At 71.5% G+C, this 2,589-nt stretch carries 1 protein-coding gene and 1 pseudogene; both read right to left on the bottom strand.

All coding sequences use genetic code 11. The features are described from left to right. Positions 1-2,072 (bottom strand): molybdopterin oxidoreductase family protein (locus tag F3T56_RS45780; RefSeq protein ID WP_149831361.1); only part of this gene is annotated, 2,072 nt, incomplete at its 3' end. Next, positions 2,065-2,589: pseudogene (locus tag F3T56_RS45775) on the bottom strand (MFS transporter); the annotation flags it as partial. The pseudogene F3T56_RS45775 and the gene F3T56_RS45780, both read right to left, overlap by 8 nt.

Here is a 2,589-nt window from a genome sequence, read left to right as displayed (position 1 = left end):
GCCGGGTTGGTCAATGTGTTGGCCCGGCCCTCGCCCGGGAAGTGGAACGGGAGGAAGACCGTATCGGTGCGCATCGTCCCGTCGAGACGTACCCGGGCGAGCGTCCGCCCCCGAGGTGAGACGACGCCGGCCAACGCGCCCTCCGGCAGCCCGGCCCGGGCCGCGGTGTCGGGGTGGACCTCGATGAAGGCCTCCGGCGATGCTTCGTTCAACTCCGGTATCCGGCGGGTCTGGGCACCGGACTGGTACTGCCCCAGCACCCGCCCGGTCGTGCAGTGCAGCGGGTACACGTCACCGACCGTCTCGGTGGCCTCTCGATGGTCCACCTCGGTGAAGCGGGCCCTGCCGTCGGAATGGGCGAACCGGTCCAGGAAAAGGCGGGGAGTGCCGGGATGCGGCTCGGTTCCAGCCCGCCTTCCGGGAGCGGCCCGTGCCGTCCCGCCGGGAGCCGTGGGGTCGGTCCCGGCCTTGTCCGGACAGGGCCAGTGCAGGGCTTCGCCCGCGTCCAGGCGGGCGTAGCTGATTCCGGAGTAGTCGGCCCTGCCGCCGCGCGAGGCCGCACGAAGTTCGTCAAACACCTCGCTCGGCGTGGTGGGGTAGCGGTGTGGGGGTTCGCCGAGGCGGACCGCCAGGCCGTGCAGGACGTCGAGGTCGCTGCGGACGCCCGGCGGCGCGGGAAGGACGGCGCGGCGGCGCAGGACTCGGCCCTCAAGGTTTGTCATGGTGCCTTCCTCCTCAGCCCATTGGGTCACCGGGAAGACCACATCGGCCAGCTGCGTGGTCTCCGACGGAACGAAGTCGGCGACCACGAGCAGGTCGAGCGCTGCCAGCCGCTCGGTGATGTGGGAGGCGTGGGGGGCGGACACCACCGGATTGGAACCGAAGACGAGCAGGGCTCGGGGGCCGTGGCCGACGCCGAGCGAGGCGAGGAGTTCGTAGGCGCTCCGACCCGGACCGGGGAGAGCCTCGGGAGGTACACCCCACACCCCGGCCACGTGGGCCCGTGCCTCCGGGTCTGTGATCATCCGGTAGCCGGGGAGCTGGTCGGCCTTCTGACCGTGCTCCCTGCCGCCCTGGCCGTTTCCCTGGCCGGTGAGGCAGCCGTAGCCGCTGCCCGGGCGGCCCGGTAGGCCGAGAGCCAGTGCGAGGTTGAGGAAGGCGGCGACGGTGTCGGTGCCCTTGCTGTGCTGCTCGACGCCTCGGCCGGTCAGGATGTAGCGGGCACGGGCGGTGGCCAGTCGGCGGACGGCTCCGTACTGTTCAGCAGCCGGGACGCCGGTGATCTGCTCGACACGCTGAGGCCACCAGGCGGCGGCCCGCGCCCAGGCGGCGGCGAAGACGACGGTACGGGCGGCCAGGTAGTCCTTGTCGAGCCATCCCTCAGCCACCACTATGTGCAGGAGGCCGAGCGCCAGCGCGAGATCAGTGCCGGGCAGCGGTTGCAGGTGGAGGCCGGCCTGCTCCGCGGTCTTGGTGCGACGGGGGTCGATGACGACGAGGTCCGCGCGGCGGAGGTGGCGCATCAGCGGCGGCATGGTTTCGGCGGGGTTCGCGCCTGCCAGCAGGATCACGTCGGCTTCGCCGAGGTCGGTCACGGGGAAGGGAAGTCCCCGGTCAAGCCCGAAGGCGGCGTTGGAGGCCGCCGCCGCCGAGGACATGCAGAACCGGCCGTTGTAGTCGATCTGGCTGGTCCCGAGGGCGAGCCGGGCGAACTTGCCCAGCATGTAGGCCTTCTCGTTGCTGAGGCCACCGCCGCCGAAGACACCGACGGCGTCCGGACCGTGCTCGGCCCGGACGCGCAGCAGGCGATGCGCGACGGTGTCGAGCGCTGTGTCCCATCCAACCGGGGTCAGTCGGCCGTCGGCGCCACGGATCAGGGGGGTGCGCAGCCGGTCAGGTGCCGTCAGTAGGCCGGGCGCGGTCCACCCCTTCCGGCAGAGACCGCCCTGGTTGACGGGGAAATCGGATGGGGTCACGACCACCTCGTCGGCCCGTTGGCCGGACAGCCGCGTACCGCACTGCAGGGCGCAGTAAGGGCAGTGCGTGGCAACCGTACCCGTTCCCTCAGGCATGGGTCGTCTCCTTGGGTGTCGGAACACCGTCCGGGGACGGCCGCGGCCGTCCCCTCAGGTAAGCCGCCCAGGTCACTGCGGAGCACACCGCGTAGAAAGCGAGGAACGCCAGGAAGGCCGGCGCCCCGGAACCGGTTCCGCCGCGGTAGGCCGCGAGGAAGGTCAGGTTGATCGCGACTCCGCCGAGCGCGCCGACCGCGCCGGTGATGGCGATCACCGCGCCGGACAGCCCGCGCGCTTCGGCAAAGGCACGGGCCGCGTCCTGGCCGCGCGTGACCTGTTGCTCGGCGCGTCGGGCGAAGACCGCTGGGATCAGCTTGTAAGTGGATCCGTTTCCGATGCCGCTCAGCACGAACAGGACGGTGAAGCCCCCCACGAACAGACCCAAGGAGTTCGCTGCTGAGGCGACCAGCAGCAGCACCGTGCCGAAGGCCATGCCGAAGAAGGCCCACAAGGTCTCCTTGGCGCCGCCGAGGCGGTCGGCGAGCCTGCCGCCGAGAGGGCGAGACAGCGAACC

The organism is Streptomyces tailanensis, assembly GCF_008386495.1.
GTDB lineage: Bacteria > Actinomycetota > Actinomycetes > Streptomycetales > Streptomycetaceae > Streptomyces > Streptomyces tailanensis.
This window is presented reverse-complemented; position numbering and strand designations above follow the sequence as displayed.